The sequence below is a fragment of the Cyclobacteriaceae bacterium genome (assembly GCA_030584025.1).
In the GTDB taxonomy this organism is placed as follows: domain Bacteria; phylum Bacteroidota; class Bacteroidia; order Cytophagales; family Cyclobacteriaceae; genus UBA2336.
On sequence record CP129487.1, the window covers coordinates 2,817,763 to 2,841,275 of the forward strand.

The 23,513-nt window shown below is 44.2% G+C and carries 29 protein-coding genes; 13 read left to right on the forward strand and 16 right to left on the reverse strand.

Annotation, left to right across the window (positions count from 1 at the left end):
• Positions 1–2: 2 nt before the first annotated feature.
• The 5 genes from QY309_12655 to QY309_12675 are packed head-to-tail and all read right to left on the reverse strand — an operon-like array spanning position 3 to position 4,324.
• On the reverse strand, positions 3–533 hold the full coding sequence (locus QY309_12655) for a DUF4199 domain-containing protein (GenBank protein ID WKZ58717.1): 531 nt from the start codon (positions 531–533) through the stop codon (positions 3–5).
• The gene (pyrC, locus tag QY309_12660; protein WKZ58718.1) at positions 530–1,795 is read right to left on the reverse strand and encodes a dihydroorotase; all 1,266 of its coding nucleotides are present in this window, start codon (positions 1,793–1,795) and stop codon (positions 530–532) included. Before pyrC ends, QY309_12655 begins: the two co-directional genes overlap by 4 nt.
• 3 nt (positions 1,796–1,798) lie before the next feature.
• A complete protein-coding gene (locus QY309_12665; GenBank protein WKZ58719.1) occupies positions 1,799–2,131 on the reverse strand; it encodes a type II toxin-antitoxin system PemK/MazF family toxin in 333 nt (110 codons plus the stop codon).
• Complete coding sequence (locus QY309_12670) at positions 2,116–2,313, reverse strand: hypothetical protein (GenBank protein ID WKZ58720.1); 198 nt, start codon at positions 2,311–2,313, stop codon at positions 2,116–2,118. Before QY309_12670 ends, QY309_12665 begins: the two co-directional genes overlap by 16 nt.
• Positions 2,314–2,320: 7 nt before the next feature.
• Positions 2,321–4,324, reverse strand: a complete 2,004-nt coding sequence (locus QY309_12675) for a BatA and WFA domain-containing protein (GenBank protein ID WKZ58721.1) — start codon at positions 4,322–4,324, stop codon at positions 2,321–2,323.
• Here QY309_12675 and QY309_12680 point away from each other — a divergent pair.
• Positions 4,324–4,986: a biopolymer transporter ExbD gene (locus tag QY309_12680; protein ID WKZ58722.1), complete on the forward strand. Its 663-nt coding sequence runs from the start codon at positions 4,324–4,326 to the stop codon at positions 4,984–4,986. The genes QY309_12675 and QY309_12680 overlap by 1 nt on opposite strands.
• Before the next feature lie 95 nt (positions 4,987–5,081).
• Here the strand turns inward: QY309_12680 and ssb are convergent, their stop codons facing one another.
• Complete coding sequence (gene ssb / locus QY309_12685; protein ID WKZ58723.1) at positions 5,082–5,414, reverse strand: single-stranded DNA-binding protein; 333 nt, start codon at positions 5,412–5,414, stop codon at positions 5,082–5,084.
• 221 nt (positions 5,415–5,635) lie between these two features.
• Between ssb and QY309_12690 the strand changes: the two genes are divergently transcribed.
• Genes QY309_12690 through QY309_12705 form a run of 4 tightly spaced genes read left to right on the forward strand, consistent with a single transcriptional unit; the run spans position 5,636 to position 9,444 of the window.
• Positions 5,636–5,995 carry a hypothetical protein gene (locus QY309_12690; GenBank protein WKZ58724.1) on the forward strand — a complete coding sequence of 120 codons (360 nt, stop codon included), beginning with the start codon at positions 5,636–5,638 and terminating at the stop codon, positions 5,993–5,995.
• Between the two features lie 9 nt (positions 5,996–6,004).
• On the forward strand, positions 6,005–6,661 hold the full coding sequence (locus QY309_12695) for an alpha/beta hydrolase (protein WKZ58725.1): 657 nt from the start codon (positions 6,005–6,007) through the stop codon (positions 6,659–6,661).
• Positions 6,662–6,670: 9 nt separating this feature from the next.
• Positions 6,671–8,164, forward strand: a complete 1,494-nt coding sequence (locus tag QY309_12700; GenBank protein WKZ58726.1) for a glycoside hydrolase family 32 protein — start codon at positions 6,671–6,673, stop codon at positions 8,162–8,164.
• Positions 8,165–8,193: 29 nt separating this feature from the next.
• A complete protein-coding gene (locus tag QY309_12705; GenBank protein WKZ58727.1) occupies positions 8,194–9,444 on the forward strand; it encodes a DUF819 family protein in 1,251 nt (416 codons plus the stop codon).
• Positions 9,445–9,505: 61 nt separating this feature from the next.
• Here QY309_12705 and QY309_12710 read toward each other — a convergent pair whose 3' ends face one another.
• Positions 9,506–10,267: a GAF domain-containing protein gene (locus QY309_12710; GenBank protein ID WKZ58728.1), complete on the reverse strand. Its 762-nt coding sequence runs from the start codon at positions 10,265–10,267 to the stop codon at positions 9,506–9,508.
• Positions 10,268–10,424: 157 nt separating this feature from the next.
• Between QY309_12710 and QY309_12715 the strand changes: the two genes are divergently transcribed.
• The 5 genes from QY309_12715 to QY309_12735 all read left to right on the forward strand — a co-directional run bounded on the left by QY309_12715 (position 10,425) and on the right by QY309_12735 (position 14,769).
• Positions 10,425–11,138: a sulfotransferase family protein gene (locus tag QY309_12715; protein WKZ58729.1), complete on the forward strand. Its 714-nt coding sequence runs from the start codon at positions 10,425–10,427 to the stop codon at positions 11,136–11,138.
• Between the two features lie 68 nt (positions 11,139–11,206).
• Positions 11,207–12,112, forward strand: coding sequence for an aminotransferase class IV (locus QY309_12720; protein WKZ58730.1), 906 nt, complete (start codon positions 11,207–11,209; stop codon positions 12,110–12,112).
• A gap of 3 nt (positions 12,113–12,115) precedes the next feature.
• On the forward strand, positions 12,116–12,688 hold the full coding sequence (locus QY309_12725; protein ID WKZ58731.1) for an HNH endonuclease: 573 nt from the start codon (positions 12,116–12,118) through the stop codon (positions 12,686–12,688).
• 131 nt (positions 12,689–12,819) lie between these two features.
• Positions 12,820–14,076: a serine hydrolase domain-containing protein gene (locus QY309_12730; GenBank protein ID WKZ58732.1), complete on the forward strand. Its 1,257-nt coding sequence runs from the start codon at positions 12,820–12,822 to the stop codon at positions 14,074–14,076.
• A 39-nt stretch (positions 14,077–14,115) separates the two neighbouring features.
• Positions 14,116–14,769: a cation transporter gene (locus QY309_12735; GenBank protein ID WKZ58733.1), complete on the forward strand. Its 654-nt coding sequence runs from the start codon at positions 14,116–14,118 to the stop codon at positions 14,767–14,769.
• On the opposite strand, the gene QY309_12740 is transcribed toward QY309_12735, so the two are convergent.
• The 7 genes from QY309_12740 to QY309_12770 all read right to left on the reverse strand — a co-directional run bounded on the left by QY309_12740 (position 14,766) and on the right by QY309_12770 (position 19,068).
• The gene (locus tag QY309_12740) at positions 14,766–15,023 is read right to left on the reverse strand and encodes a SemiSWEET transporter (protein ID WKZ58734.1); all 258 of its coding nucleotides are present in this window, start codon (positions 15,021–15,023) and stop codon (positions 14,766–14,768) included. The two genes, QY309_12735 and QY309_12740, sit on opposite strands and share 4 nt — an antisense overlap.
• Before the next feature lie 106 nt (positions 15,024–15,129).
• A complete protein-coding gene (locus QY309_12745) occupies positions 15,130–15,933 on the reverse strand; it encodes an ABC transporter permease subunit (protein ID WKZ58735.1) in 804 nt (267 codons plus the stop codon).
• A 9-nt stretch (positions 15,934–15,942) separates the two neighbouring features.
• Positions 15,943–16,836, reverse strand: coding sequence for an ABC transporter ATP-binding protein (locus QY309_12750; GenBank protein ID WKZ58736.1), 894 nt, complete (start codon positions 16,834–16,836; stop codon positions 15,943–15,945).
• Between the two features lie 34 nt (positions 16,837–16,870).
• The gene (locus QY309_12755; protein ID WKZ58737.1) at positions 16,871–17,422 is read right to left on the reverse strand and encodes a DUF4252 domain-containing protein; all 552 of its coding nucleotides are present in this window, start codon (positions 17,420–17,422) and stop codon (positions 16,871–16,873) included.
• Between the two features lie 81 nt (positions 17,423–17,503).
• The gene (locus QY309_12760) at positions 17,504–18,040 is read right to left on the reverse strand and encodes a DUF4252 domain-containing protein (protein WKZ58738.1); all 537 of its coding nucleotides are present in this window, start codon (positions 18,038–18,040) and stop codon (positions 17,504–17,506) included.
• A 19-nt stretch (positions 18,041–18,059) separates the two neighbouring features.
• The gene (locus QY309_12765) at positions 18,060–18,566 is read right to left on the reverse strand and encodes a hypothetical protein (GenBank protein WKZ58739.1); all 507 of its coding nucleotides are present in this window, start codon (positions 18,564–18,566) and stop codon (positions 18,060–18,062) included.
• Complete coding sequence (locus tag QY309_12770; GenBank protein WKZ58740.1) at positions 18,556–19,068, reverse strand: RNA polymerase sigma factor; 513 nt, start codon at positions 19,066–19,068, stop codon at positions 18,556–18,558. Before QY309_12770 ends, QY309_12765 begins: the two co-directional genes overlap by 11 nt.
• A gap of 116 nt (positions 19,069–19,184) precedes the next feature.
• On the opposite strand from QY309_12770, the gene QY309_12775 reads away from it, so the two are divergent.
• A complete protein-coding gene (locus QY309_12775; GenBank protein ID WKZ58741.1) occupies positions 19,185–19,415 on the forward strand; it encodes a DUF433 domain-containing protein in 231 nt (76 codons plus the stop codon).
• A 2-nt stretch (positions 19,416–19,417) separates the two neighbouring features.
• Here the strand turns inward: QY309_12775 and QY309_12780 are convergent, their stop codons facing one another.
• A complete protein-coding gene (locus tag QY309_12780; GenBank protein WKZ58742.1) occupies positions 19,418–22,201 on the reverse strand; it encodes a VWA domain-containing protein in 2,784 nt (927 codons plus the stop codon).
• A gap of 47 nt (positions 22,202–22,248) precedes the next feature.
• On the opposite strand from QY309_12780, the gene QY309_12785 reads away from it, so the two are divergent.
• Together QY309_12785 and QY309_12790 are read left to right on the forward strand one after the other, a co-directional pair.
• Positions 22,249–22,647 carry a DUF2007 domain-containing protein gene (locus tag QY309_12785; protein WKZ58743.1) on the forward strand — a complete coding sequence of 133 codons (399 nt, stop codon included), beginning with the start codon at positions 22,249–22,251 and terminating at the stop codon, positions 22,645–22,647.
• A gap of 53 nt (positions 22,648–22,700) precedes the next feature.
• The gene (locus QY309_12790; protein WKZ58744.1) at positions 22,701–23,207 is read left to right on the forward strand and encodes a TIGR00725 family protein; all 507 of its coding nucleotides are present in this window, start codon (positions 22,701–22,703) and stop codon (positions 23,205–23,207) included.
• A gap of 10 nt (positions 23,208–23,217) precedes the next feature.
• On the opposite strand, the gene QY309_12795 is transcribed toward QY309_12790, so the two are convergent.
• Positions 23,218–23,505, reverse strand: a complete 288-nt coding sequence (locus QY309_12795; protein WKZ58745.1) for a DUF1330 domain-containing protein — start codon at positions 23,503–23,505, stop codon at positions 23,218–23,220.
• Positions 23,506–23,513: the final 8 nt, after the last annotated feature.

Sequence of the window (23,513 nt, forward strand, 5' to 3'; positions counted from 1 at the left end):
GATTAGGGTTTTGGTTGTTTTCTTAAAATAACAGACATGATTATACTCACAAACAAACCGATACCGAAGCTCTGAACCAGGTACATGGTAGCGATTTGCCCCATATTAGTAGAAGGAAGGCTCTGTAAATTACGCTCAAAAGTTTCTTTTCCAACGCGGGCAATATCTTCTTCCGGCCACCCCTTGAGGTATTCCGTCATCAACCTGACGTACTCGGGTATAAAATTCGTTTCAAAGGCACCAAAAATCCGGTATAAAATTGACCCCAAAACCCCGGCCGTGGCCACTAAAACAAAACTCCCGAACATGCCCTGAAAAAAATGCAAAGCGCCTTCGTTATGAAAATCACGGTACTCCTTCAAACTAAAAAAAATGAATATGCCATACAGGAAAATCCTAAAGTCAAGGTATGGCGAAATCATAACCGGATGGCGATTCATATAAAACATAGCCATATTCAATGCAATCGACAGCACAGCCGCAATGGCGCCATAGCGAACCGCAATGGTAAAAAGAGGTGACGGCTTTCTCATAGTGTATTATCGAACCAATGTTTGGTGTTGTTGAAAACAGCTACCACTTTACCGGTAAGCGTTTGACCAAACCAAGGTGAATTTTTTGACTTACTCAGATTTGCTTTTTCGTCCAGTTGCCACTCGCGTGATGGATCAAGCAAGGTGAGGTTGGCTTTTGTTTCGATATCGATGACAGGCGTTTCGATGTTCAGTACCTTGCGTGGCGCTACCGTAACTTTTTCCAGCAACGTTGCCCAGTCGACCACTTTAGAAAGTGACACCAGGTTGGCGGCAAAGGTTTGAAGATTGATAATGCCGTGATCGGCATGATCGAACTCCAGGTTCTTACTTTCTTCATCCTGTGGCACATGACCTGAACAAATCACATCGATGGTACCGTCATTCAATCCGCGGATCAACGCATCTTTATCGCGCTTTTCACGCAGGGGTGGATTCACCTTGTAGTTCGTATCGAAGCCTGCTAACATGGAATCATCAAGCAAAGGTTGATACGCGGTGATGTCGCAGGTTACCGGCAGTTTTTTCTTCGCGCTGCGAATCAGGTTTACTGACCGCGCAGAAGAAAGCCTGGCAATGTGCAGTCGACCACTTGCGTATTGCAACAAATCCAGGTTGCGGTGAATGGCCACTTCTTCTGCAATGCGTGGCATACCTTTCAAGCCCAACATGGTGCTTTGAACGCCTTCGTGCATTTGCCCGAACATGTTCAGCCACACATCTTCCGGGTGATCGATTAACACACCATTAAACTTTTGCAAGTATTGAAGTGCCTTTAAAAAGATGTCGGTGTGCCAGATGGTTTTCAGGCCATCGGTAAAACCAACCGCACCAGCTTCGTGCAGATCGATCATCTCGGTAAGTTCTTCGCCTTTATTATCGCGTGTTACCGAAGCCAGCGCATGCACCTGCACCAGCCGGTTATCGTTGTAGCGGGTCAGGTAGTTCACATCGTTTTTGGTCTGGATGGCCGGTACTGTATTCGGTAGCACCGCAATTTCTGTAAAGCCCCCGGCCGCAGCAGTTTTGGTTACTGATTCCAGGTCTTCCTTGTGCTCCAGGCCCGGATCACCCACGAACGTGCCCAGGTCGAACCAACCGGGGGTGAGCAACATGCCCTCAGCTGAAATTACCTTATCGGCCTGGTAGTTTTTATCCCCTATTTCGGTGATACGGCCGTTTACGAGAAGAACATTTTTGACTTTTTTATGAAAGGGGGACTGTGGATCGAGGATTTTGGCTGCCTGGATGAGTATTTTCATACGCTATTGATCCAACAAAGAAACGATTTTATTACGAACCTCCGAAAGCTTTCCTGAGTTAACTGACCCCGCTTTGTAACGGATAATGGATTTACTGGCTGTGAAAATCCTGTTCGGCCTGATGTTACTGTCTTGTTTCAGGCTTCCAGTGATAAAATCACTATCCAAAAGAGCGATAGAAAATTCATCTTTTAAAAGCTTGCTGGTTACCTGACAAAGAATAATATCCTCACCAGGCAAATTGGCAACTACTAATGCAGGTCTTCTTTTGGACGATGATAAATCGGAAAATGGAAATGGGACTATTACAACATCACCTTTTACAAATGCTTCCATGCCTGGTCTTCTTCAGTGGAATTCCAATCTTTTAAAGCACTTTCACTGGCTATGTGTGTCTTTACGGAATCATCTTCCTGACGTTTCCGGTACTTGAGAAACAAAATAAAATCGTAAAGTTCCTGTAAAAAGGTATCAGGCACTTTATTGATTTCATCTTTCACTTGTTCTCTTGTGATCACTGGAATATTATTTAAGAAACCGGATTAGCATTACCTCCACCAACAGGAAGAAAAGCGCCAGCATTAACGCATACTTCCATAATGGAGTCCCCAAATATCTTGTTTTTATTTCGTTAGTAAAAGTTTCTGTTGAAGTGGCCTCAAAAAGGGTGATGTTATCGCCCCCACCTAAAAGTTGCTTGATCTCTGTAGCACTCACCTGCTCCAACAAAGACTCCCGACTATCCAGGTTAAATGCGAATAAACCGGTGGTGTCTTTTCCAGCAAGGGCACTGTAAAAACCGGCTTGCATAGAAAACCGCGGTAACTCCAATATTACCCGATCAGTAAGTTTTCGCTGCGCGGGAATAATTTCCTGCTGGCCCGCCAACCGAATGGGCTCTTCACCGGGTAGGCTATCCACCCGCATGGTGATTATTGTCTCGGTCAATTTATAATATGGTTTCCAGTCGGCTTTTTTTCCCGAAGTGGCCACCCTATACATTACCGGCAGAAACAAAAAGTTAGCATTGAAGTCGGTGAACTCAGCCTGCAGTGGAGAAGCGAACAGAAAAACTTTTCCACCCTGAGCAAACTGCGACAAGAAAGGTTTATCACTCTTCAACTTTAAAACAGCTGTGCGATCCATACCCCAATCGAGCACACGCCTGGCTTTAGGCAATACCAAACGATTCGATCTTTCTTCAAAAATATTTTCAAAGAAGGGGTTGGCGTAATCCGGTGTTTCCAGCTCAACGGCTTCTGCCTCAATCATCACCGAAAGATTAGGGAGCGCCAACAGATTACGATAAGCCGTCACATCGGGCATAGAAGATGGAATGACTACCATTGTTCCCCCTGCCGAAACATAGCCGCGCAAAGCTTGAATGAGTGCGGCATCAATCCGGTCGAGGCCATTTACTACAACCAGGTCGCTCTCCTGAAATGCCGAATAATTAATGTTACCGGAATTGTACGACCGAAACGTAAACACGTCCTGATTGCCAAAAACTTTCTCCACTGGCGTTGGTGTATTGATTTGCTTTATCTCGATCACTTTTACCTTTTCGGAAAAGTTAAGTGCGAGATAAAACTCATTATCGAAGCTTACCGGGTAATCGTTGAAACTAATTACCGCCCGACTGTTTCCGCGTGTTGCTGAAACAATGTCGAATGAAGTGGTGACGCTACCGCGTGCTGGGATACTCACCGAACTGGTGCCCGACTGAACACCATTGATAGAAAGCTTCGTGAGCAATTGTTCGATTGAGCGATTGCCATCATTGCGCAACTTAACCATGAGCGTGTTTTTTTCGCCTCCGACTACAAAGGGATTTTCCAGGTAAGCTGTGTCCACAAAAATATTGGCCAGGGTTTGCGTGGTGAGGGGTATGAGGTGCAGTCGTTGCAGGCTATCTACCAAATCTGATTGCACCGATCCAAGGGTCGATTTTTGAAAATCAGAAATCCAAAAAATTTCTTGTTGAATGGTTGAGCCGCTTGTGTTGTCAATTTTTTCCTTCACCTCTTGCAGGGTTCTGCTCAAAGGCGATAACCTTACCTGCGCCAACAAGTCAATAAGTTCCGGTTTGGTTTTGAATGAATTTGAAAAAGGCGCAAAATCGTTGGTGATTAATTGAAACCTTGTATCCTGCGGAAATATCTCTACTAACTGATTGGCCATGGCGATGCCCGCATCCAGCGCACGGGTTTTCTCGCCAACCGGTGCCGACATGCTTAGCGAGTTGTCGAGCACAATAACCACCTGTTGTTGTGCCGAAACCTGTTCTTCGGCCGGAAGGAATGGTTGCGCGAATGCCAGCACCAAAAAGAGCAGGAACAACAAGCGCGAAGCCAGTATTAAATAGTGCTTGAGTTTACGCTTGGCAGAGGTTGCCTCCTGCACTTGTTTCAAAAACCGTGTACTGGAAAGGAAAATTTTTTGTGTCTTTCTGAAATTGAAAAGGTGCACAATGATGGGAACGGAAAGCGCTGCCAGGGCCCACAAAAATGTCGGATACACAAAACTCATTGCCGAAAATTACAATTTACACACCATCTATAACGCATAAAGCCGCGGAAGAATTACAAAATTTGATTGGCGGAAACGTGACTTTACCGGAGGCTGAATATTCTGAGTCAAAAGAAAATCCTATGCGTTACTCCGGATCACTATCCCGGCCTGAACTGAGTGCAGGCTCCCTGGCCGATATTGCCTTTTTGATGCTGACCTTCTTTATGATCACCACACAGATCACCAACGAAAAGGGGTTGGTGATTGTCTTGCCACAACCCGTTCATGCTCCCGTTGCACCCATTCATAAACGAAATTTATTTACGGTTCAGATCAATTCAGCCGATCAGTTTATGGTGAATGGTAAAGTGAGAAATGGATTGGATGGTCTTCGTGAAGAAATTAAAACATTTGTGCTTAACCGCGGGCGAGACAAAACGCTTTCGGATAATCCGAAAAAAGCCGTGGTATCATTCAAAGCTGATCGGGGTGCCACACATCGCGCTTACATTTATGCCCTGGATGAAATTCAAGCAGCGTATTATGAACTGTATGCAGAGCGGGCTGGCATATCTGTTGAGTCTTTTCGCAATCTTGATTTAAGTCGTGCAAACGATCGGGCATTGCATGAAAAAGGGAAGAAAGGAATACCAATGAATATTTCCATTGCGGAGCTTTAGCCCAAATTTTACGCAAACCTGCCTGTCGCAGACAAGCCCGCAAAAAAAAGCCTGACCCATTTCTGAGCCAGGCTTTTCTCCAACTGCAAACGGTATTACTTACCGCCTAACATGAGCAGATCGTTTACGTTAATCTCAGTAATGAAGCGCTTCTCGCCTTCGGTGGTCTCGTAGTTACGGTGCACAAGCTTACCTTCCACACACACTTCCTGCCCTTTCTTCAGGTACTTTTCAGCCACACCAGCCAGGCTACCCCAAATCACGATGTTGTGCCACTGCGTGTCCTCCACCTTCTCACCTTTCGCATTCTTGTACGAATCGGTTGTTGCGATCGAGAAAGAAGCTTTCTTCTTCTCACCAAACACTTTCACTTCAGGATCTTTGCCTAAACGACCGATCAATTGCACGCTGTTTCTCAAACTTTTCATAACTGTATAATTTAATTGTTTAACATACTTGCCTACCTGACGGGCCTGAGTTTGCATGAGCGCCCTGAGCCTGTCGAAGGGCCAACCGGTTTGTTGTCGATTGACGATGCAAAGGTGTGGGCAGAAAAAAACCGGACTCGTATGTTAATCGCTTACTTTCGTTTATATTCGTTTGTAAACGTTTACAAACGGATAAAAAACCTGCTAAAACCCCCGAAATCATGGCAAAAACTGAAGAAAAGGTTTGTTTGGAGTGTGGTGAAAAAATTAAAGGCCGGGTTGATAAAAAATTCTGTTCCGACCAATGCCGCATCAGTTACAACAACAAATTGAACAGCGATGAAACCAATTACATCCGCAATGTGAACAACATTTTACGCAAGAACAGGCGTATATTGATGGAACTCAACCCCGATGGAAAATGCCGTGTTAGTCGATCCAAGCTCAACGAAAAGGGTTTCGATTTTACCTATTTTACAAGCCTGTATAAAACCAAGGAAGGCGCCATTTACCATTACTGTTACGAACAAGGCTACCTGGAAATGGATAACAATTACTTCCTGCTGGTGGTTAAGAAGTAGGGGAAGAATATGGTGGTCTACCTGATAAGCGGACTTGGAGCAGACAAACGAGCCTTTCAGAAGCTACGGTTCCCTGAAGGTTATCTATTAAAATATCTCGACTGGATCGAACCAAAAGGAAAAGAAACGCTGGAGGAATATGCCGGGCGATTCGCAAAACTCATTGGTGATACACAACCATTTATTCTGGTAGGTCTTTCCATGGGCGGAATGATCTCGTTAGAACTTTCCCGTATTGTTAAACCTAAACTTGCGATCATAATTTCAAGCATTACCAGCGCGAAACAGCTACCTTGGTATTACAGGCTTGCCGGAATACTACAACTCGATCGCTTAGCCCCTTCTTCTATTTTCACCACAACAAGTCATCTGGGCTTCTATATGATAGGAGCCTCTGATCCGGAAAGTAAAATGGTACTCTCAGATATAGTCAAGGATTCAGATCCTAAATTTGTAAGGTGGGCCCTTCGAAGCATTTTAAATTGGAAAGTGAAAAATTATGCTGTAGATACTTTTCAGATTCATGGTACCTTGGATAGGGTTCTTCCAATTAGGTTCACAAAGCCAAATGCTGTTGTTGAAGCTGGTGGACATTTTATGATTTATACCAAGGCCGACCAGATATCCGAATTAATCTCATCCAGAATAAAACAGTTAACTACATAACATCCGCTTATGAAACTATTCAACATTTTTTTCTTATTGACACTCGCGTTGGCAGGCTGTACGATTTCCGATAAAAAAATTGAACGCACCGATTCCGAACCCCACCGCCCCCAATTCCACTTCTCCCCTCCTGCCAAATGGATGAACGATCCGAATGGTATGGTGTATTACAATGGCGAATATCACCTCTTCTACCAACACTATCCCGACAGCACCGTGTGGGGCCCCATGCATTGGGGACATGCGGTGAGTAAAGATTTAATTCATTGGGAACATTTGCCCATTGCAATTTATCCCGATTCATTGGGCTACATCTTTTCTGGTAGTGCCGTTGTAGATGCCAACAACACTGCTGGCTTTCAATCGGGAAATGAAAAACCATTGGTAGCCATTTTCACCTACGACAAACAAGGTTATGAAACACAAGCTATTGCTTTCAGTAACGATAAAGGACGTACGTGGACGAAGTATGAGAACAATCCAGTAATTAAAAATCCGGGAGAAAAAGACTTTCGAGATCCGAAAGTTTTCTGGCATGTAGAATCTGAACATTGGATCATGTCATTGGCGGTGGCCAACCGCATTCAGTTTTTCCGCTCAAAAAATTTAAAAGATTGGGAACTAACCGGTGAGTTTGGTCGCGAGCATGGTAATCACGGAGGCGTGTGGGAATGTCCGGATTTATTTCAATTGCCTGTAACCGGAACAACTGAATCTAAATGGGTTTTATTGGTGAGCATCAATCCGGGTAGTCCGAATGGTGGCTCGGGTACACAGTATTTCATCGGTAGTTTTGATGGCAAAACATTTACCAGTGAACATGATCCTTCAACTGAACGCTTTATCGATTACGGCCGCGATAACTATGCCGGTGTTACGTGGGGCAATGCACCTGATGGCCGAACTATTTTTTTGGGTTGGATGGGGAATTGGAATTACGCACAGGTTGTGCCTACCGAATCCTGGCGCAGCGCCATGACGCTTCCGCGCGATTTATCACTACACAACACAAGTGCTGGTATTCGGCTCGTTTCAACGCCATCCAAAGAAGTAGAACAACTTCGCACCGCAAAAAATGAAATAACGCGTGATCAACCGCTTGTTCATAACGGATTAGCAGAAGTGAAAGTTAAAATCGACTTGAATGAAACCACTGCAAAAGATTTCGGCATTCAGTTATTCAATAGTAAAAATGAAAATATCAAAATAGGCTTCGATCGCGAAAGCAACCGCTTTTATGTTGATCGAACCAATCCAGGCAAGAAAGATTTTTCAACTGATTTTGTGGGCATTCAATATGCACCTCGTTTTTCAGACAGCAACATCGTTACATTACACATTTTTGTAGATGTGGCTTCTGTTGAATTATTTGCCGATGGTGGTGTTAGCTGCATGACCTCCATCTTTTTTCCTACAGAAGATTTCACACAACTGAAACTATATGGCGATGGTGAGGTGAAAGTTCTTTCAACCGAGGCCTACGAATTGAAATCAATTTGGTAGTATTGTCGTGCACCAAAACCTGAAACCTCATGCACGAACCGCTGATCACCAACGATGCTGTCGTATTAGGCCTGTTAATGGTCATCCTGGCATTTGTGTTTAAAACCGCTAGCAGTGAAAAGCCGTTCTGGCAAAAGTTTTATACCTATGTGCCCTCACTCCTGCTCTGCTATTTTCTTCCCTCCATCTTAAATTCTACTGGCATTATTTCCGGTGAACAATCGGGGCTATATAAAATAGCCTCGCGTTACCTGCTACCGGCAAGTTTGGTACTGCTCACCTTAAGCATCGACCTGAAAGCCATCATGCGACTCGGGCCAAAAGCCGTAATCATGTTTCTGGCCGGTACGGTTGGTGTTGTTATTGGCGGACCGCTCGCCATCATGATTGTATCGGTTTTCAATCCGGATCTTGTTGGAGGCGAAGGTGCCGATGCCGTATGGCGCGGCATGACAACGGTAGCCGGAAGCTGGATTGGCGGTGGGGCAAACCAGGCAGCCATGCTTGAAGTATTTGGCGCCAGTGCCGCCTTGTTTTCCATTATGGTTACTGTGGATGTGATTGTTGCCAACGTATGGACGGCAGCTATTTTATATAGTGCAGGTCGTGCCGATAAAATTGATGCTGCGTTCAAAGCCGACTCATCAGCCATTGAAGATGTAAAAAGGCGCATTGAAAATTTCCGGCTGAGCGTAATGAAAATGCCAAAGCTTGCCGATACGATGTTAATTTTTGGTATCGGCTTTGGGCTTACAGGCCTCTCTCATTTTCTATCCGATTACATTGTACCTTATATCAAAAGTCTACCCGCTGAATGGGAGCTCGACAGGCTAAGTCTCGATTCACCTTTTTTCTGGATCGTGGTACTCGCTACCACATTTGGTTTGCTTCTATCCTTTACCAAAGCGCGTAACCTGGAAGGTGTAGGTGCATCGCGTTTGGGAAGTGCACTGCTTTATGTATTGGTGGCCACCATCGGTATGCAGATGGATTTGAAATCTATTTATTACAACATTGAATTGTTCATGGTGGGCGGCATCTGGATTCTGATTCACGTAGGCATTTTGCTGCTTACGGCCAAGCTTATAAAAGCGCCATTCTTTTTTACTGCAGTAGGAAGCATGGCCAACATTGGTGGGGCAGCTTCGGCTCCCATTGTGGCATCTGCCTTTCATCCATCGCTGGCACCGGTTGGTGTTTTGTTGGCAGTGTTGGGTTATGCCTTGGGAACATACGGTGCGTGGCTTTGCGGGATTATGATGCAAGCGGTTGCACCTTAAAATAGAAAGGGACATCATAACCGATGCCCCTTCTCTCACACTAAACTACCAAATATGATTATCAGGCTTCAACAGCCTCAAGTTTTTCTATAGTCATACCCACAATATTTCCCATGATGTAGGCAAACGTCTCTTCATCGGTGGTCCACTTGCGGAAATCACCGGTATGTTCATGACAAACCACGCCCACCATTTTACCATTGGCCCAAATGGGCACATCCAACATGGAGTTGATGCCTAATGGACGCAAGTAAACTTCAGAAAATTCAGATGTAGCAGAATCGGTATGTGCATTAACAGCAGCAAGGGTACGCTGAGATTCAACAGCCTTGAAGTAAGCAGGAAAATCCGCAGCATTCAAAACAACTCCTGCGGAGTGCTCACGCTTGGTACGAATAAACAAATCAACACATTCAATTGCTGTTTGATCATCATTATATAACCAGATACTTGCACGCTCCACATCAATCGCTTCCACCAGCGATTCGGTAATCCGTTTGGCTGTTGCCTGAAGGCTATCGCCATAAACAGAACGCTGGGCAGTCAGGTCGGCAAAAACCGACATTTGCTTGCGCAGTTTATCGGTAATGTTTGCACCGGAATCCTTAATTGTTGTACTGAAAGATTTGGCGATTGATCCTTTGCCAAATTCTTTTAATACCGCATCAAAATGCCCCTGAAGAAATTTAATTTTGTCATCTGAGTCTTCCATAGCTTTCGCTTCGGTGGAAGTCATGCGTGACAAAATGGATAAACGTGTGCGGGCTTGAACACCTCCAATTTCACCCGCTTTCAAAAAGAATTCGTAAAGTTTTTGTGCCATGTGGTACTTTTTTGTTGATTGATGTGCAAATGTATCCTGACGATTATCCTTAAGGCTGTTGGTTTACCATCCTGTCTTATTCATGTAAGATTATCGTTTAGTTTTAGGTATATGACTTGATCCTCCAAAAGAATGTAGCCACCTTAACCTATTCTGCTTGAAAACAATACACATCATTTCCGGCCCACGTAACATTTCCACTGCCCTCATGTATTCGTTTGCCCAGCGAAGCGATACAACCGTAGTGGATGAACCCTTTTACGCAGTCTACTTTCTTAAAACGGGTATTGTACATCCCGGTAAGGATGAGGTTTTAAACCATCAGCCGCACAAAGAAGAAGAAGTACTGACGCAATTATTTACGGAGCATCTCCGGCCTGTTTACTTCATAAAGAATATGGCACACCACCTGGAAGTGTTACGGCACTTTCCATATGAAAAGTGCGAGAACATTTTCCTGATCCGTAATCCAAAGCAAATCATAGCTTCTTACGCCCAGGTAATTGACCAGCCGGTAATGCGTGATATCGGGATTGAATATCAATACAAACTATTTGAAAAACTGGCTTCCTCCGGAAAAGAGCCGGTGGTATTGGATACAAACCTCTTATTAGAGAATCCGGAAAGTGTGTTGCGTAAAACCTGCGATGCAATCGGCTTACCTTTTGAAGAATCCATGCTTAGCTGGTCTGCCGGGCCAAAACCATACGATGGTGTATGGGCGCCCTACTGGTATGCCAACGTGCACAAATCCACCGGTTTTGAAAAACAACCGACCAGCGACAGGCCATTACCTCAAAATTTAAATTCTTTATACGAAGAAGCGCGCATCTTTTACGAAAAGTTATTACCTTTTGCCATCAAACCGTAACGGTTATACTCCAACTGAGCGTTAGTCTTAGTCCCCCCGGCTCATTAACAGTTGCTTTTTAGTGTTCTATGCTTCAAGCGTACAATCCAAAAAACGCTGACATAAAAATTCATGTTGGCGGCAAGCTTCTTTCGCGAAGTGAAGCGAAAGTATCCGTGTTCGATAGCTCCGTACAAGGCGGTGATGCTGTATGGGAAGGGCTGCGCGTATACAATGGCGGTATCTTCTGCCTCGACAAACACCTCGACCGGTTGGAAGCTTCGGCACATACGTTAGCCTTTGCCAATATCCCTTCCAAGCAAGAAATCAAAAAAGCCATCTTTGAAACGTTAGAGGCCAATGGCATGCGCGATGAAGCGCACATCCGGTTAACGCTTACCCGTGGTGAAAAAGTTACCTCAGGTATGGATCCGCGCCTGAACACGAAAGGTTGCTGCCTGATTGTATTGGCCGAATGGAAACCGCTCGTGTATAACAACGAGCAAGGCATTCGGGTAATCACCAGTTCACAGCGCAGAAACAATCCGCAATTCCTGGATTCCAAAATCCATCACAATAATTTATTGAATAACATCTTAGCCAAGATTCAGGCAAATGTGGCTGGAGTGGATGCCGCCATCATGCTCGACAATAACGGTTTTGTTGCTGAACTCAACGACACCAACCTGTTTATGGTAAAAGATGGCCATGTATTTACCCCTTTTGCTGATGCCTGTTTGCATGGCATCACCCGTGGATTGGTGTTGGAACTTTGCAACACCCATAAAATCCCAAATGAAGAACGAAACCTGTCCCTTACAGAATTCTATACAGCCGATGAAGTGTTTGCTACCGGAACCATGGGCGAACTGACACCTGTGCATGAAATTGATGGAAGAAAAATCATCAATCGTTCAGGCATTCAGTTGCTCCCTAAACTGCAGCATCACTTTCACGACCTGATTCCACTGTATGCTGAAAAACTACCATTCTGATATATGAGCACAGGAAGAAAAATTGAAAAACTGAAATTCCATTCATCCGAAAAATGGGTTACGCTTCGCGGATTCAAAGGAAGCGATGGACAACGTTATGCCATTTCTAACTTTGGTCGTGTAGTGGCCTTTTGGGACACGCACGACAACGGGTACTTTTTACGGTACAGCTACATTAAAAACTATCCGGGCATTCAGCTACGAAAAAACGGCAGTAGCAAAGGCTTTTTAGTACACCGGCTGGTGGCAGAACATTTCTGTGACAAACCAAGTGGTTCGCACAAGTTTGTGATACACATTGATCACAAAAAAGAAAACAACTACTACCGCAACCTGAAGTGGGCTACCAAAGCGGAAAAAGATGTTCACATGGTGAAGGATCCGAACTACAAACAATCTAAAGCAGAATTTAGCGGGCGAGGGCAAAAGCTTACCACGGAACGGGTAAAACTCATCAAGAAAAAGCTTGCTGAAGGAAAAACGCGGATGAAAATTCTCTCCAAGCAATTCGGTATTTCTGAAATGCAGCTCTACCGGATTAAGTCGGGACAGAATTGGGCACATGTGAAAATCTGATGGCCATTCGAGAACCTCAGGGCAGGGTTGTTAGGTACGAATTTCGAGGTACGAGGTACGAGTTGTTGTTTAATGAATCACTTGGGAACTGCTCCTGAACTTTTGTAACTTACCGGTAAAGCCTCAAGCCTATGAAGAATTTCATTTACCCGATTCTAATATTTCTTTCCGTCTCTATTCACGCGCAGGTCTTAACACCTGCCAAACCTGAAGCAACGGGATTTTCTCCGGAACGACTCAAGCGTATCGACAACATGGTGCAATCACTTGTGCAACAGGAAGCCATTCCGGGTGCGGTGGCCTTGATTGTGCGAAATGGTAAAATTGTTTTTCATCAGGCCTATGGTTTAAGCGATACCGAAACAAAAAAAGCCATGCAAAAAGACAACATCTTCCGCATCGCTTCACAATCCAAAGCCATCACCAGCCTGGCGGTAATGATGTTGTGGGAAGAAGGAAAATTTTTACTGGACGAACCGATATCAAAGTATATTTCTGAATTCAAGAATCCAACGGTGCTCAAATCATTCAACGCAGCCGATAGTTCGTACACCACGGAACCGGCTGGCAGAGAAATTACGGTTCGCCAATTGTTAACCCATACTTCTGGAATTGACTATCCTGCCATCGGTAGTACGGAATTCAAAGCCATCTATGCCAAAGCTGGTGTACCCAGCGGCATTGGCAACAACAACGATGTGCTGGCCGATAAAATGAAAATATTGGCTAAGCTGCCACTCAAACATAAACCCGGTGAGCGATGGACGTACGGACTCAACACCGATGTATTGGGTTATTTAGTGGAGATCTGGTCGGGGATGCCGTTTGATCAATTCCTGAAAAAGCGAATCTTCGAACCACTCGGCATGAATGATACATGGTTCTATCTGCCCAAAGAAAAATACAACCGACTGGTGCCGGTGTACTCCGGTGAGAATGGTAAAACAAAAAAAGTTACCGGAATGGTATTCGACAATGTGAACATCGATTATCCAAAAACCGAAGGAAAATATTTCTCGGGTGGTGCCGGACTTTCCTCCACAGTTGAAGACTACGCAAAATTTCTGCAACTTTTTTTAAACAATGGTCAGTATAATGGTGTGCGATTACTTAGTCGCAAAACCATTGAACTCATGCTAACCAGTCAACTAACCTTGCCTGATACATCACCGGTTGGGCTTGGTTTTGGATTAGAGACTGCAGCCAACGATTTCAGATCGGTTGTCTCCCTCGGCACATTCAGTTGGGCAGGTGCCTTCAACACCCATTACTGGGCTGATCCGAAAGAAAAAATAATCGGATTGATTTTTACCAACATGTATGATACACCGCATTGGAGCATCGGTGAGAAATTCAAGGTGCTTACCTATCAAGCCGTAAACGACTAACCGGAACAATTACCCTGGTTGCCCTGTTACTGATTTAAGATGTCCATCATTGCACTATCTGAGAAAGAAAATAAACTTTACACGCTGGCGTTGGGTCTGGCTGTATTTACCATTCTGTATAACCTAGTTGAAGGCATTATTTCAACCTGGTTTGGCTATGAAGATGAAACCCTCACCCTTTTTGGTTTTGGCGTTGATAGTTTTATCGAATTGATTTCAGGGGTTGGCATCGTGCACATGATTTTGCGCATCCGGTATAATCCTGAGGTGCAGCGCGATTCATTTGAACGCACCGCCCTCCGTATAACCGGTACTGCTTTTTACCTGCTCGTTGTCGGATTGCTTGTTGGTGCCAGTTTGGTTATTTACACAGGTCAAAAACCCGAAACCACATTTTGGGGAGTGATTATCTCCAGCATCAGCATTTTGGTTATGCTTGGTTTGATCTATGGCAAACGAAAAGCCGGTCGTGGGTTGAACAGTGAAGCCATACTGGCCGATGCAAACTGTACATTGGTTTGCGTGTACATGTCGATCATTTTACTGATCTCCAGCGGACTCTATGAACTAACCGGTTTACCTTATATTGATGCAGCCGGAACGTTGGGCCTCGCCTGGTTCTCGTACAAAGAAGGAAAAGAATGTTTTGAAAAAGCTGCCAGCGATAAATACTGCGCCTGCGATCACGATTAGTGTTTCCAACGAAGTTTTAAAAACAACAAGAAAGAAGCCAGCACCAGCGTAACCATGTTGGCGATGATTACGGGGATATCCATAATCAACAAACCGTATATTAACCAAAGCACTACCCCGGCACAAAAAATGGAAAACATGCCCAGCGACAAATCCTTGGCTGAGCGGCTCTTCCAGGTTTTCACAACTTGCGGAATAAATGCCGCAGTGGTACAAGAACCTGCCAATAAACCCAAAAGCTGAATCGTATTCATAATTCCAGTAATCTTACGACAAAGCTAACGCGATTCCTCCAAAAGGGTTTCGGCATGTAGGATTATAAGGAAATATGTCGGTGAAAACGATTGCGCTATCAACAGGCTAGATATCAGCCTTTTTCAACCTGAGGTAGCTAAAATAATTGAACAAGAATGTCCATACTAATGCAATACCCACAGCCTCCAGACTTACGTAATCTTGTATCTGTTGAAAGGCATAACGGGCAAATGGCATAGGTACCAGGTTCATGATCGATTCCAATGGAAAGAATTTGATCATCCAGGGAACATACTCATCAATATTTTCTTTGATAATCAATTCAATTAAATAGGAATTCAACAATAAAATAATGGACAACCCCGATCGCTGAACAAAAATTCCGAGCATCAAGGCAAAGGAAAGAAAGGCAAACACTTCCAGAAAATAGGCAGGATAAAATTCAACACCTTGAAACATGTAACTCATGTCCAACTGGCTTGAGTAAATCAATCCGGTAACCAACGCCACCAGAAAAACCAACACCATACTGAGTACACTCAGTAACGCATTTGTATATATTTTCGAAAGCAGAAATTCCTTTCGGCTTAAGCCATCGATAATATTTTGCCGAATGGTACGATACGAGTACTCGTTGGTGATGGAGATCAATACCATGATACCGATCATGATCTTTAGCAGCCCGCTAGCCCACGCCAGGTTTTGCCACACATCAGGAAAGTGATACAGTGGTATACGGTTAATGTTTATCGACTGACCAAACCCTTCAATGGTTCGTGCCAGCCATTTTAAAAACTCCATGCCGCTGGCGGTGGTGGTGAGCAGCGTAAAAAAGTAAAGTCCGCAAATAATCCAAAACGTGCGGTAGCTCGTCAGTTTTTTTAAATCTATTTTAAGCAGTTGCAGCATGTCGTCTGATTAATGGGATTCAGCAAGAATTTCCAAAAACTGTTTTTCCAAACTTTTCTTTCGGGTAACCAGGTGTGTGGCCACGATGTGCTTATCGAAAAGAAAGCGATTCAAATCTTTACCATGAAAACCATCGCGCATGGTGACCTGGTACACCCCATTCTCGCGGTTAACAGAGGCAGTGCCTGAAAAACCGAGTAGCACTTCATTCAGGTTTTCTACTTCGGCATTTACTTCAACCGTTTCAGCGCCCGCGCCCACATCACCAATCGGGCCGGTATGCACCATATTGCCACGCTTGAGAATGGCAAAATGCGTACACACCTTCTGTACTTCATCCAACAAATGGCTGGCCAGAATAATCGTCTTACCACTTTCTGCAATCTTTCGTATGATCTCCCGGATTTCCGCAATACCCATCGGATCAAGTCCGTTGGTGGGTTCATCCAGAATCAACACGGTAGGATCGTTCAATAAGGCCGATGCAATCGCAAGCCGTTGCTTCATTCCCAACGAATACGTTTTATATTTATCGTCTTTCCTTTCAGTCAACTCAACCAACTCCAGCACATGCGGAATATTTTCCTGCGGACATTGCTTAATCATGGCATTTAGCTCCAGATTTTTCTGACCGCTCAGGTACGGATAGAAAATCGGGTGTTCCAATACGGCACCGATTTTTCTTCGCAACTGTGGTGTTGGCTCTTCACCAAACCAGTAGAAACTTCCTGAAGTGGGGTTGGTAACGCCCATCAGCATACCGAGGGTGGTGGTTTTTCCACTTCCGTTTGGGCCAAGCATGCCAAACACCTGTCCGGCCTGAACCTCCAGATTTAGTCCGTTAACAGCCTTAATCTTGCTGAAATGCTTTGTAAGATTTTGAATGGAGAGTACGGTTGCCAAATTTTGTAGGGTTGGTTCGTAAATAGATCAGCATTTACTGATCGTTATCATTTTCTTCTTTGTCGCCTTCTTTGCGCTTTGCATTACGGTTGGAGAAGTTTTTAATTTTCTGGCCTACGTCCGTGCTCTCATCCAGCTTGTTATACAAGGTGGTCACCTTATCCAGGGCAATGCTTCCTACCAAATCCAACACGTATAAACTGGTAGAATCATTGATGAGCACCACCATTCCCAATGTTTTACCCGACTTCTCTTTTAACAGGACATCAAAATTACGCCCTTGGTAGCGAGTGCTCATTACTTCTTCAAACGTTTCGGTTCCATAATCTTTCTTAAGCCTCGTGTAATCCACTGGCTTAAATGAAGCTTCCTTGTCGATCATCAGGAATTTCATTTTTTCAATGTCCTTGATGAGTTCATCAAATTCCTTGTCTTCGGTTTGGTTGATCATGCGCAAGGTATTCTGATAAAAGAAAAGCGAGAAGGCCTTGTCGTATTTCTCTTGAAGTTTATCAGTTGTTTTACTTTGCCCAAAAGAATGGGCAGCAACACCAGCAATGAGTAAAAGAGTAAAAAGATTTTTCATGATGATAGGGTTATAGCTAATTACGCAAAAAGCAACGGGCGGTTGCCACCCGTTGCTTTTTTATCAGGATTATTTTTACGATCAGTCTTTCTTCTTACCGTCATTCATTTTCTCAAGCTCATTCAAGCCCTCTACGTTCATCTTCTTACCGATGCGTGAAACCTGCTTCAGATCAATCTCTCCAAATAAGGTCATGACCATGAAATCACGTGGGCTTCCCGAAATCATCACCAGCTCGCTGATCTTGCCGGGGCTTTTCTCCAGGATATAGAATTTCATATCCTTATCCTTATCACGAACAGACATTAATTCTTCAAACTTATTTTGAAGTACGATCGAAGAAGCTTCCTTATAGAGATTACGGGCATCGCTGCTGTTCTCTTTACCAATCATACGCAAGCCTTTTAACTTACTGATCGCCTCAAGTACTTCTTTGTCTTCCTCCGTTTCAACTTCCATGTTGGTAAACAGACTGAACATCTTACTGGAAACCGTCACCTGCGTAGTGAACGATTCATCGGATTCATATTTGGAAAAAAACTTGTTGATGGCATCACTCTGCGCATACACTCCCGTACCCAAAGCGATTAAAGCGATTACTGCAATTATTTTTTTCATAGTCGTTATTTCTTAGTAGTTATAATTCTGATTCTGTTGTTTGAATTTTTTCCTGAGCTTCATTGAACATGTTGATTTTCTTAGTCTGTTGTTCCGCCCGACCAAAGCCTTTTGAAATCATGAGCAATGCTTTTTTCGTTTCTTCAAAGGCCTGCTGCGGATCTTCAAACGTGTCTTCTGTCGCGATTGCCTGATCTTCACGCAATTCCTGCCGCACAAAATAGACGGCTGCCAATAACACCGCTACGCCTGCCGCAATGCGTAGTGAAGCAGTTACCCATTTCACGACCTTACCCTCGCGCTTCCTTGGTATTTCCTTTATCCGGCTCACCACCGTTTCATCAAACTGCGGCTCCACCGTTTTGGATTTCTGTTCATCAAAGTAGCGGAAGAGCGTAGCTGTTTCGCGCCATGTCTCGGGAATGGTATCTCCCCGAAAGTATTCGCGCAACTGCTGTTCTTCATCCAGGGAAGTTTCACAGTCCCAATACTTCTTTACTAATTCTTCCAGTTTCTTAGAGTCCATAAGCATTGATTTTCATCAATTTTTCGCGCACTGCGTTTCTTGCCCGAAACAGGTTTACTTTCACCTGGTTCATATCAAGTTCCAGCATTTCGCTGATTTCATTATACGTGTACCCTTCAACATCGCGAAGGTGGATTATTTGCCGTTGCTTTTCGGGCAGGGCGGCAATCAGTTGACTTACATGCTGCATACTTTCACCTAGTTCAGTTTTTACATCGGGTGTTACGTCTGCGTGCTGAACATCAAAACCTTCGGCTACCGGGTAGGTACCTTTTCGCTGTATTGACCGGAGCCTGTCGAGCGAAAGGTTTTTGGTTATCCGCATGCACCAGGCTTCCATATTTTGTATGTCGCCCCAGTTTTCACGGCCATTCCAAACCCGGATAAATACCTCTTGTATTACATCGCGGGCCTCCTCATCGTTACCCAGCATACGCAGGGCAAACCGAAAAAGCTTGTTTTTAGCAGGTAGAACGCGGTTTTGAAAAGCCTCGAGATCCATTAATCAAAATCCAATAACCAGACGATGGGAAGTTACAGATGTTACAAGGTACCGGAAAATATTTATGAGAAACCCAAAAAGAACCAAAGCGCTTCATTTTTTGTAAATTTGATACTATGGAATTTATTCATCCGGATTTCCCCAGAATATCTGCCGATCCTGAAATATGCTTCGGAAAACCCAGGATAAAGGGAACCCGCATGCCCGTTTCTTCCATCTTATCTTACCTGGCAAGCGGAATGACTATTGAGGAATTTTTGAAAGAATTCAATTGGGTTACCCGTGAAGATGTTTTGGAAGCAATGGCTTTTGCTGCTGTCAATAATCTACCTGCTGAACGTGGATAATTCTACTTCTTCCGCTTTGCCTTTGCTTCCCGAATCAATTTCATATCCACATTCTCGCGGGTGATGTACTCGTAGTTTCCTTTGCCCAGTTCAGCCAATTGCTGCAGATTTTTAGCTGATAGTGTGGTCTTACCAAAATTGAAAACTGTTATAAAAATATCTTCACCCGCAAATTTCTTCACCAGGTCATAGGTTGGTGAGCCAATCGGAAACTCTCCATCGGTGGCCAAAATTATTCTGTTGTTGCCGCCCCGAATGTAATTCTTGTCAGCTGTCTGGTAAGCAAGTTTGATACCCGCATTGCCGTCTGTCTTTCCTTCCGACTTCAATCGTTCAATCACCCTGGTAATTTTTTCCTCCTCTTTAAACGATGTAGGCGGTAATTCAATTTTTGCTTTTCCTGAATAGGTAATAATGGACACCTGATCTTCAGGACGCATCATTTTCATTAACAACAAAATGGATTTCTTTAGCAGCGGCAACTTGTCCGGGTTATTCATAGAACCGGATACATCCAACAGCAACACCATATTATTCGTGGCATACCCCTCCATCGACATCAGGTTTTCACCAGGCAAGCCTACGTATACCGTATCCACGCGAGAAACATAAACGGTATCCTGTCGGATAGTTTCAATGCGGATGACATCGGTAATACGAACGGTGTCGTGAATCACACTACCGGAAACTTGTTTCGCTTCTGATGGTTTTTGATTTTGCTTTGTGCCCGACAATGACTCCCCGGTTTTAGGAACATCCTCTTTTTGTGCTATAGGTTGCGTAACCGGTTTAGAAACCGCTACCTCGCGAGGCGGAACAACCTCAAACAGCTCAACCTGAATGACAGCCTGGAGAAGAGGCACCTTTGCCAGTTCAGCAAACTTGTTGTAATCCCGAACAAGGATCTGGTTATACCGGTAAATAAGGTCGTTGTACGGATGCCGATGATACGAAGATGTCACCTTACCCGGCTTTGCTTTTTGAACTGCCTCAGCAAAATGATTGGTGGATTCTGCAAAGCCTTCATAAGGCGTATACGGACAATTCCCATTGTTTCGTCCCAATTTCTGAATACCCGCCAGGTTCGTAAACTCATTTACAATCAGGTTTCGTGCTCCCTGCTCAATAGTTGTGGTGTTGAGTGATACGGTTGAATCACCTTGTAAAAACTGTTTGGATTTTTTCAGCACAGCATAATTCTCATCCAGGAGTGCACGCAAGGCATTACCCGAAAGCTGCCATGAATTTTTTGCATCAGCTTGTTTGTACGATTCGAAAATTGAGCGGACATCGGTGTAAAGTTTCTCTTTCTTCTCGTCAAATACTTCCGACAAAGTTTTAAACCGTTGAACCACACCATATACGTATTCCATACTGTCCTTTGTCAGTTGCTTGGTCTCCGAATGAGCCAGCAAGGCATTGTTCCATTGATTCAATTCGGTAAGAATAGCATAGAGCACCTCAGCCTGTTCCGTCAGTGGCTTTTGATAAGCCGCAGGTAACGTTTTAGTCTGACTGATGGTTTGTTGGTACAACGTTACCGGCAGCGCAAAACTCTTATTGTAATATTCAAGATTCATCCTGCCCGTATTGCGTAACCGGCTTCTGCCCGTTGAGGCGGAGCTGTTTAAATTGTGGATCGGGTTCATCAGGTTATTGATTTGCCGCATGCCTTCGTTGATGAACTCCACATAATTTGAAAGACTTGAAAAAACAGCAGAACTGATTGATGTGGCCACCGGTTTCACTGTAATATCAACAGCAGGTTTATCCGCAAACGGAGCTACACTGATGTCGATTTTTTTTGTTTCAGTTTTTACTGTGAAAACCGGGCAAAAGTTTACAAAATGAATTCCGCGGTATCCATTCTGTACCGACATGTTTATGAAGTTGTTATAGAATGAAACTCCGGCATTATTAAAGTAGTTGATCAGGTTTTTATACACCTCATTGCTATGCCGGTCGGATTGTTGATTCTCATACGTGTAATCATCCACCCCATGCCGTTTACTTTGCTGCAAGGATGCAATTGATTCAACAAACGACTTGTACATGGATGAGGCAGGGTATTGTAAACCTGCAATAGACTGATTCAGCGTTTCAAGCCGCTTAACATTTTCCAGAATATGTTTCTCTGCCACCTCAACTGGCCAGCCGGTATGCGTGCCCTCGTTCACATTAAATGTCATTGCTTCAAGCAAATTCAATTCATACCTGAGCTGATCACGCATGAGTCGTTCAGCCTTATGGTACGATGATGAAGCATTGAAGGGTTGTAGCGCAGACACCAGCTTTTCACTTTCCTTACGAAAATCATTGATCAGGTTATGATACGTGGCTACTTGTGTTTGCATGGTCTTGATCATCTCGTCAAGCTTCTTAAAACCATCCGACTCATAATCCTTCAAGCGGTAATAAATTTCAATGCCTTTACAGGTTTCATCAATTTTCTGATAGGCACTATGCACTGCTTTTGCTTTGGAGATAATCATTGTTCCTCCACTTCCTAATGCAGGCGCAGTTTTTTCTGCTTCGGTTACATAATAACTCTTATCGCGACACACACACGTATAGGGTACAATCGGTCTGCCCGATTTGCCTCTCCACTCCTGCATCTGCCGATACGACTGTAACAGCGAAGTACCGATGGCTCCAACATCAGCAGAAAGCTGGTTGGCCATTGTGATGTAATTGTTAATTGCTTTTTGTTGCACATCTGAAAGCGTTTGCGCCTGCGATGAAATGACAAAGCAAATAAGGACAGAAAGTATCCGGAGGGTTTTCATACCCTGAAATTATAAAAGTTACGGGTCATTTTGTTACCTTACCTGAGATGGAACCCGAAAAACAGGAGCGCATTATTGTTTACAGAAGCTTTCAAAACAGCATGGATGGAAACTTAGCCAAAGCCAAGCTGGATGCATATGGCATTCCGTGTTTCCTTACGGAAGAAAACCTGGCCAATCTTTACCCGATTCAAAATCCGCGTTTCAGCGTACGCCTGCATATTTTTGAAAAGGATTATGAACAAGCACATGAGGTGCTGAGTGAAACGGTTCCGCTGGAAGACGATCAGTTAACGCGCTGTCCGAGATGCCGGTCAACCCATGTTGAGATGGAATACACACAAAAGCTCAGTTCGCGGTTCATCTCAATCTTGGTAACATTCTTTCTTGCCGTGTTTCCGCTTCGAAAAGTTTACCGGTGCCAGGATTGCCATTATGAATTTTAACCACCTCCCCTAACGCTTGTTATCAGGTGGGCGCATTTTATCTTTAACCCGAAATGAAATCAAAAACAATTATTGGTGTAATGGGGCCGGGTGAAAATGCGTCACCGGAAGAAAATGAACTGGCCTACGAACTGGGTGAAGCCATTGCCAAGCAAGGTTGGGTGTTGTTAACCGGGGGCCGTGAGTTTGGTGTGATGCATGCAGCCATGAAAGGCGCAAGCGATAACAACGGGTTAACCATTGGGGTGTTGCCGGCCGACTCAACCCGGGGCTCCTCCCCTTATGCACAACTTAAAATTGTTACCGGCATGGGCAGTGCACGTAACAACATTACGGTGCTGAGCAGTCACGTAATTGTAGTATTGGGTATGGCAGCCGGAACAGCTTCAGAAGTTGCATTGGCGATTAAAGCCAATAAAAAAGTAATTCTACTTTCGCAGGATGAACTTACGGTTATGTTTTTCAAAAAAATCGGAACCTATCGCGTTACGCCAGTAAACACGGTAAAAGATGCCATTAACCTGATTCGGGATTATGTGAGTCTGAACCAGATCCGGTAATCCTTTTCAATTAAAACCCTTCTACCAAAATCATCTTTCCGGTTGAAGCCTCAAACCTGATCTTTTTCGCTTCGGTGTATTCCGATGAATAGTACCAGGCCTTGGCTTTCTCCATATCAGGAAATTCCAACACTACAACCCTTCCGGGTTTCCAATCTCCTTCCAGCACTTCGGTAGGGCCACCGCGCACTATAAATTTTCCACCGTATGAACCCACAATTCCAGGGGTTAGTTTTTTATAGTCTTCGTACCGCACAGGGTCGGTAATGTTAACATCAACAATAACGTAAGCAGGCATGTAAATCA

Coding starts and splice junctions, on each gene's coding strand:
- QY309_12655 (WKZ58717.1), bottom strand. CDS start 533: ATGAGAAAGCCGTCACCTCTTTTTACCATTGCGGTTCGCTATGGCGCC.
- pyrC (WKZ58718.1), bottom strand. CDS start 1,795: ATGAAAATACTCATCCAGGCAGCCAAAATCCTCGATCCACAGTCCCCC.
- QY309_12665 (WKZ58719.1), bottom strand. CDS start 2,131: ATGGAAGCATTTGTAAAAGGTGATGTTGTAATAGTCCCATTTCCATTT.
- QY309_12675 (WKZ58721.1), bottom strand. CDS start 4,324: ATGAGTTTTGTGTATCCGACATTTTTGTGGGCCCTGGCAGCGCTTTCC.
- ssb (WKZ58723.1), bottom strand. CDS start 5,414: ATGAAAAGTTTGAGAAACAGCGTGCAATTGATCGGTCGTTTAGGCAAA.
- QY309_12690 (WKZ58724.1), top strand. CDS start 5,636: ATGGCAAAAACTGAAGAAAAGGTTTGTTTGGAGTGTGGTGAAAAAATT.
- QY309_12695 (WKZ58725.1), top strand. CDS start 6,005: ATGGTGGTCTACCTGATAAGCGGACTTGGAGCAGACAAACGAGCCTTT.
- QY309_12700 (WKZ58726.1), top strand. CDS start 6,671: ATGAAACTATTCAACATTTTTTTCTTATTGACACTCGCGTTGGCAGGC.
- QY309_12705 (WKZ58727.1), top strand. CDS start 8,194: ATGCACGAACCGCTGATCACCAACGATGCTGTCGTATTAGGCCTGTTA.
- QY309_12710 (WKZ58728.1), bottom strand. CDS start 10,267: ATGGCACAAAAACTTTACGAATTCTTTTTGAAAGCGGGTGAAATTGGA.
- QY309_12720 (WKZ58730.1), top strand. CDS start 11,207: ATGCTTCAAGCGTACAATCCAAAAAACGCTGACATAAAAATTCATGTT.
- QY309_12725 (WKZ58731.1), top strand. CDS start 12,116: ATGAGCACAGGAAGAAAAATTGAAAAACTGAAATTCCATTCATCCGAA.
- QY309_12730 (WKZ58732.1), top strand. CDS start 12,820: ATGAAGAATTTCATTTACCCGATTCTAATATTTCTTTCCGTCTCTATT.
- QY309_12735 (WKZ58733.1), top strand. CDS start 14,116: ATGTCCATCATTGCACTATCTGAGAAAGAAAATAAACTTTACACGCTG.
- QY309_12740 (WKZ58734.1), bottom strand. CDS start 15,023: ATGAATACGATTCAGCTTTTGGGTTTATTGGCAGGTTCTTGTACCACT.
- QY309_12745 (WKZ58735.1), bottom strand. CDS start 15,933: ATGCTGCAACTGCTTAAAATAGATTTAAAAAAACTGACGAGCTACCGC.
- QY309_12755 (WKZ58737.1), bottom strand. CDS start 17,422: ATGAAAAATCTTTTTACTCTTTTACTCATTGCTGGTGTTGCTGCCCAT.
- QY309_12760 (WKZ58738.1), bottom strand. CDS start 18,040: ATGAAAAAAATAATTGCAGTAATCGCTTTAATCGCTTTGGGTACGGGA.
- QY309_12765 (WKZ58739.1), bottom strand. CDS start 18,566: ATGGACTCTAAGAAACTGGAAGAATTAGTAAAGAAGTATTGGGACTGT.
- QY309_12770 (WKZ58740.1), bottom strand. CDS start 19,068: ATGGATCTCGAGGCTTTTCAAAACCGCGTTCTACCTGCTAAAAACAAG.
- QY309_12775 (WKZ58741.1), top strand. CDS start 19,185: ATGGAATTTATTCATCCGGATTTCCCCAGAATATCTGCCGATCCTGAA.
- QY309_12780 (WKZ58742.1), bottom strand. CDS start 22,201: ATGAAAACCCTCCGGATACTTTCTGTCCTTATTTGCTTTGTCATTTCA.
- QY309_12785 (WKZ58743.1), top strand. CDS start 22,249: ATGGAACCCGAAAAACAGGAGCGCATTATTGTTTACAGAAGCTTTCAA.
- QY309_12790 (WKZ58744.1), top strand. CDS start 22,701: ATGAAATCAAAAACAATTATTGGTGTAATGGGGCCGGGTGAAAATGCG.
- QY309_12795 (WKZ58745.1), bottom strand. CDS start 23,505: ATGCCTGCTTACGTTATTGTTGATGTTAACATTACCGACCCTGTGCGG.